The following is a 5,804-nucleotide window of genomic DNA, read 5'->3' on the forward strand; positions in this document are numbered from 1 at the left end:
TCAGTTCCCACCGATAGTCCAGTTCTCGCCGAGAGCCCAGTTCCCGCCGAGAGCTCAGTTCGCGTCCGGACGAACGGTCGAGGAGTGGCCGCTACGCGCGGTCGTCGGGTTCCCCATGCTCAGGCCGCATGTGGGCGTTCGTCATGAGCCAGGCCAGCACGGCGGCGACGACGAGCAGCAGACTGACGTCGCCCCAGAGGTGACCGCGATGATGCGGGCTGACGACGGACTGCACTGCCATGACCACGGCGTGCACGAGGCTGGACCACACGGTGAACCAGATCAGCGAGCGGTGGGCTTGCGGGTTCCTGGCCGCGAGCAGGAGGAATATCCCGAGCGTCGCATACAGGCCGACGATCATGAGGAAGTACTCGGACGCGTGCGGGGTCCGGTGTGCCACTGCCACCCGGCCGGCCAGACCACCGAGATGGGGTAGAGCAGGAGGAACAGGCAGCCGACAACGGCGAGGGCGGCCTGGAGCAGACGCTGGGCGGACGGCATGGCGGCTCCCATCGCCGACGGGTACGAGCATTATGCGTCCCCCACGGAGGACTGGACGCGCCGTCACTGTCGAGAGACTCGGCGCGCTGGGAAGTGATCTCTCGCCGGGACATGGGCTGTCCGTGGGACGTGAGTCCTCGCTGGGACATGCGCTCTCGGGTGGGAAGTGGGCTGTGGGTGGGAAGTGCGCTCTCGGCGTCGAGGGGGGAGAGGGCCGGGCGGGTCACGTGGTGACGACGAGCTGGACGAGGAGGATCTTGGCGATGATCCCCAGCGCGAACATCGAGGCGTACCCGGCCTCCACCCGGTCGTCGGGCAGCCGGTTGGTCGCGTAGGCGAGGATCGCCGGCTGGCCGATGAACCCGGCGACCGCGCCCGCCGTCCGTGCCGTGCTCTGCCCGAGCAGTCGTGCTGCCGCGACGAAAGCGAGCGCGGCCGCCAGCACGACGACGGCCCCGAGGAGCACCACCCGCAGCCCGAGCGCGGTGAACGCCTGCGCGGCGAACGCCTGGCCCGACGCCAGCCCCGTCGCCCCGAGGAAGAGGAGCAGCCCGAGCTGGCGCAGGGTGAGGTTGGCCGAGACCGGCAGCGCCCAGACGATCGGCCCGGTGCGGTCCACCCGGCCCAGTACCATCCCGACGACGAGCGGCCCCGCGGCCGACCCGAGCGCGAAGGTCACCCCGCCGGGCAGCGGCACCGTGACCAGCCCGAGGAGCAGACCCACGGCAATGCCGGTGCCCAGCGACAGCGGGTCGACCTCGCTCACCTTGCGCTCGGAGTCGCCGAAGAGCTCGGACAGCGCGTTGAGCCGGCCGCGCGGGAACACCACCCGGACCCGGTCGCCGAGCTGGAGGACGAGGTCCTCGTGCGCCAGCATGTCGGTGTCGCCGCGGCGCACCCGGGTGACGACCCCGCCGAACCGGCCGGGGATGTCCAGGTCGCGCACCGTGCGACCGGCGACCTGCGGGTCGGAGACGACGAAGCGACGGAAGTGGACCACCGAGCGGTCGTGGGCGAGGTGCTCGTGCACCCTCCGGCCCAGGTGAGCCACCGCCCGCTCCACCGCCGGGCGGGTCCCGACGACGACCACCCGGTCCCCGGCCCGCAGCTCCTCGTCGGCCTCGACGACGCGGGTGCGGCCGTCCCGCTCGAGGTAGGACAGCCGCACCTGGCCGTCGGTGTACCCCGGGATGTCGTGCAACGGCCCGGGCCGCTGGACCTCCGCGCTGACGTCGACGAGCCCGATCCCGGCGGCCGGCTCGGGGTCGCGGGGCGAGGTCCACGGCCGGGCCAGGACGAGGGAGACGACGACGATGGTCGCCACGACGCCCACCGGGTAGGCCAGCGAGTAGCCGACCGCCGGCTCGCCGCTGCCCGCCGCCGTCGTCGCGGCCGCGAGCGCCGGGGTGGAGGTCAGCGCCCCGGCGTAGGCCCCACCGGCGAGCGTCGGCGGGACGGCGGTCCAGCGGGCGACGAGCACCGCCGCCGCGGCGGCCAGGCCGAGCACACCGACGGAGGCGGCCATGAGCGGCAGCTGACTGCGCAGGTCGCGGAAGAAGCTGTGCCCCGCGGCCAGGCCCACGGTGTAGACGAAGAGCGCCAGCCCCAGGCTCTGCACCAGGCCGAGCCCCTCGCCCAGCCGGGCGTCCAGCGCCCCGACGGCCAGCCCGACGAACAGGGCACCGGCGGCGCCGAACCGCACCGGTCCGAAGGGCACCGCCCCGAGCAGCGTGCCCACCGCCACGACGAGCATGAGGGTCAGCAGCGGGGAGGTGGCGAGCAGGTCGAGCACGGTCGGTCCTCAGAACAGCCAGCGCAGCGGGTGCAGGAGCGTCTCGCCGACGCGCTCCAGCCAGGAGCGGCGCTCCCACTCCGCGAGCGTCAGCGGGCGGGCGTTGGTGAGGTCGGTCGCGAAGACCTCCTCCATGTGGGCGGCCAGCGCCTCGTCGTAGATCTCGAGGTTGATCTCGTAGTTGCCGATCATCGACATGCGGTCGATGTTCGTCGTACCGATCGTGGTCCAGCGCCCGTCCACAGTGGCGGTCTTCGCGTGCACCATCGCCCCCTGGTACAGCCAGATCGTCACCCCGCCGCGGAGCAGGCGGGTGTAGAAGGACCGGGCGACCCAGTCGGCCAGGACGTGGTTGGAGACCTCCGGGATGAGCACCCGCACGTCCACGCCGCGGCGCGCCGCCCCGAGCATGGCGTCGAGGAACTCGGCGTCGGGGATGAAGTAGCCCTGGGTGATGTAGACGTGGTCCCGGGCTCGGTCCATCGCGTTGATGTAGGCACCGCGCACCGGGAAGAGCAGTGACGAGGGCGAGTTGCGCGCGGCCTGGATCCGCGAGTCCCAGGAGCGGGCGCCGCGGTCCTCCAGCTCGGGCTGGTGGGCGTGGCGGTGGACGTTCCAGAAGTCGACGAAGGCGTTGTCGAGCTCCCACACCGCGGGCCCGCGCAGCCGCAGGTGGGTGTCGCGCCAGCGCGTGGCGTACAGGTCGCCGATGTTGTAGCCACCGACGTAGCCCTCCTCGCCGTCGACGACGAGGATCTTGCGGTGGTCCCGGCCCACCTTGCGCATGTTGAAGGTGAGCAGGCCGGGGCGCCACAGCGGGAACCGCAGCGTGTGGACCGGGTCAGGGAAGCGTTTGAACGCCCACGGCACGACGAGGTTGCCGAAGGAGTCGAAGATGACGTACACCTGCACTCCGCGCTCGGCCGCGGCGATGAGCTCGCGCTTGAACTGCCGCCCGACGTCGTCGTCCTTCCAGATGTAGGTCTCGAAGAAGACGTAGCGCCGCGCCCCCCGGATCGCCTCGAGCATGGCGGCGTAGAGGTCCTCGCCGTAGGTGTAGACGGTGAGCTCGGAGCCGGCGACGTCCACCGCCACCGGGTCGGTCCGCGGGAACTCGCCCGCCGCGGGCTGCCGCCGCTTGCGCAGCGAGTCCACCCCCCACACGGTCACCGCCGCGGCGAGCTGTGCGCCGGCCAGGCCGAGAGTGCCCCACTTCACCGCGCGGCGGAGTCGCGGGTGGACCCAGTGCCTCACCGTGCTCAGCCTCATGGCCCCAACCTAGAGCAGCGGTGCGGCGCAGGTCGCACGGGTTCGGGCCGCCCGAGGAGCGTTAGACTCGACACCCATGTCCACCATCTCTGCAGCCGAGGTCGCGCGTGTGGCCGCCCTGGCCCGCATCGAGCTCACCCAGGACGAGATCGAGCGTCTCGCCGGTGAGCTCGACGTGATCGCCGACGCCGTCGCCAAGGTCAGTGAGGTCGTCGGGCCGGACGTCCCGGCGACCAGCCATCCGCTCCCGCTGACCAACGTCATGCGCGACGACGTCGTCGAGGAGCCCCTGTCCCAGGAGGAGGCGCTCTCCGGGGCACCCGCCAGTGAGGACGGCCAGTTCCTCGTGCCGCAGATCCTGGGAGAGGACGCATGAGCGAGATCGTCACCGCCACCGCAGCCGAGCTGTCCCGGCGCCTGCAGGCCAAGGAGGTCAGCGCCGTCGAGGTGACACAGGCGCACCTCGACCGCATCGCACAGGTCGACGGCGAGGTCCACGCCTTCCTCCACGTCAACGACGAGGAGGCGCTGGCCACCGCCCGCGACGTCGACGAGCGCCGGGCACGTGGCGAGGAGCTCCACCCGCTGGCCGGCGTGCCCATCGCCGTCAAGGACGTCGTCGTCACCAAGGGGCAGCCGACGACGGCCGCCTCCAAGATGCTCGAGGGCTGGCTGCCGCCGTACGACGCCACCGTCGTCGAGCGGCTGCGTGCCGCGGGCCTGCCCATCCTCGGCAAGACCAACCTCGACGAGTTCGCGATGGGCTCCTCCACCGAGCACTCTGCCTTCGGCCCCACCCGCAACCCGTGGGACCTGGACCGGATCCCGGGCGGCTCCGGCGGCGGGTCCGCCGCGGCCGTGGCGGCCTACGAGGCGCCGCTGGCCATCGGCACCGACACCGGCGGCTCGATCCGTCAGCCCGCTGCGGTCACCGGCTCGGTGGGGGTCAAGCCCACCTACGGCGGGGTCTCCCGCTACGGTCTCATCGCGCTGGCCTCCAGCCTCGACCAGGCCGGACCGGTCTCCCGCACCGTGCGCGACTCCGCGCTGCTCCACGAGCTCATCGGCGGGCACGACCCCCGCGACTCGACCTCGCTGCCCGACCCGGTCGGCGACCTCGTCGAGGCCACCGAGGCCCTCGACCTGCGCGGCATGCGCGTGGGCGTGGTCCGCGAGCTCGGCGGCGATGGCTACCAGCCCGGCGTGCGGGCGAGCTTCACCGCCGCCCTCGGGCTGCTCGAGGAGGCCGGTGCGCAGGTCGTCGAGGTCTCCTGCCCGAGCTTCGACTACGCGCTGGCCGCCTACTACCTCATCCTGCCCGCCGAGGCGTCCTCCAACCTCGCGAAGTTCGACGGCATGCGCTTCGGCCTGCGCGTCGAGCCGGAGGACGGGCCGCTGACCGCCGAGCGGGTCATGGCCGCCACCCGCGGCGCCGGTTTCGGCGACGAGGTCAAGCGGCGCGTCATCCTCGGCACCCACGCGCTGTCGGCCGGCTACTACGACGCCTACTACGGCAGTGCGCAGCAGGTCCGCACCCTCATCCAGCGGGACTTCGCGGCCGCTTTCGAGCAGGTCGACGTCCTCGTCTCACCGACCGCCCCGACGACGGCGTTCCGCTTCGGGGAGAAGCTCGACGACCCGATGGCGATGTACCTCAACGACGTCGCCACCATCCCCGCCAACCTCGCCGGCGTCCCCGGCATCTCCGTGCCCAGCGGGCTGAGCGACGACGGCCTGCCCGTCGGGTTCCAGGCCCTCGCCCCGGTCCGTGAGGACGCCCGGCTCTACCGGGTCGGCGCCGTCCTCGAGCGCCTGCTCGACGAGCGGCGCGGCCACCCGTTGCTCGCCGAGGCGCCGTCGCTGCCCACCACCGTCGCTCAGGAGGCCACCCGATGACCGCGACCACCCCCGCGCTCGTCGACTTCGACGACGCCGTCCGCCGGTACGACCCCGTCATCGGGATCGAGGTCCACGTCGAGCTCGGGACCGCGTCGAAGATGTTCGACGGCGCACCCAACGCCTTCGGCGGGGCCCCGAACTCCCACACGACGCCGGTCTCCCTCGGCCTGCCCGGCACTCTGCCGGTGCTCAACCGCGCCGCGGTCGAGTACGCCATCCGCATCGGTCTGGCACTCGGCTGCGAGATCGCCGAGACCTGCCGGTTCGCCCGGAAGAACTACTTCTACCCGGACATCCCGAAGAACTTCCAGACCTCCCAGTACGACGAGCCGATCGCCTTCGA

The 5,804-nt window shown here is 72.3% G+C and carries 4 protein-coding genes and 2 pseudogenes; 3 read left to right on the top strand and 3 right to left on the bottom strand.

Annotated elements, in window-relative coordinates:
• Nucleotides 1-91: 91 nt before the first annotated feature.
• From Q0195_RS15780 to Q0195_RS04945, 3 genes and pseudogenes are all read right to left on the bottom strand, one after another.
• Nucleotides 92-513: pseudogene (locus Q0195_RS15780) on the bottom strand (DUF6632 domain-containing protein).
• 211 nt (nucleotides 514-724) lie between these two features.
• Nucleotides 725-2,293 carry a TrkA C-terminal domain-containing protein gene (locus Q0195_RS04940; RefSeq protein ID WP_299275376.1) on the bottom strand — a complete coding sequence of 523 codons (1,569 nt, stop codon included), beginning with the start codon at nucleotides 2,291-2,293 and terminating at the stop codon, nucleotides 725-727.
• A gap of 9 nt (nucleotides 2,294-2,302) precedes the next feature.
• Nucleotides 2,303-3,562 (bottom strand): phosphatidylserine/phosphatidylglycerophosphate/cardiolipin synthase family protein, encoded by a 1,260-nt coding sequence (locus tag Q0195_RS04945; protein WP_299275379.1) that lies wholly within the window; start codon nucleotides 3,560-3,562, stop codon nucleotides 2,303-2,305.
• Nucleotides 3,563-3,638: 76 nt separating this feature from the next.
• Between Q0195_RS04945 and gatC the strand changes: the two genes are divergently transcribed.
• The 3 genes and pseudogenes from gatC to Q0195_RS04960 all read left to right on the top strand — a co-directional run.
• Nucleotides 3,639-3,938 (top strand): Asp-tRNA(Asn)/Glu-tRNA(Gln) amidotransferase subunit GatC, encoded by a 300-nt coding sequence (gene gatC / locus Q0195_RS04950; protein ID WP_299275382.1) that lies wholly within the window; start codon nucleotides 3,639-3,641, stop codon nucleotides 3,936-3,938.
• A complete protein-coding gene (gene gatA, locus Q0195_RS04955) occupies nucleotides 3,935-5,458 on the top strand; it encodes an Asp-tRNA(Asn)/Glu-tRNA(Gln) amidotransferase subunit GatA (RefSeq protein WP_299275385.1) in 1,524 nt (507 codons plus the stop codon). Before gatC ends, gatA begins: the two co-directional genes overlap by 4 nt.
• Nucleotides 5,455-5,804: pseudogene (locus tag Q0195_RS04960) on the top strand (Asp-tRNA(Asn)/Glu-tRNA(Gln) amidotransferase GatCAB subunit B); the annotation flags it as partial. The gene gatA and the pseudogene Q0195_RS04960, both read left to right, overlap by 4 nt.

Source organism: uncultured Georgenia sp. (assembly GCF_937958535.1).
In the GTDB taxonomy this organism is placed as follows: domain Bacteria; phylum Actinomycetota; class Actinomycetes; order Actinomycetales; family Actinomycetaceae; genus Oceanitalea.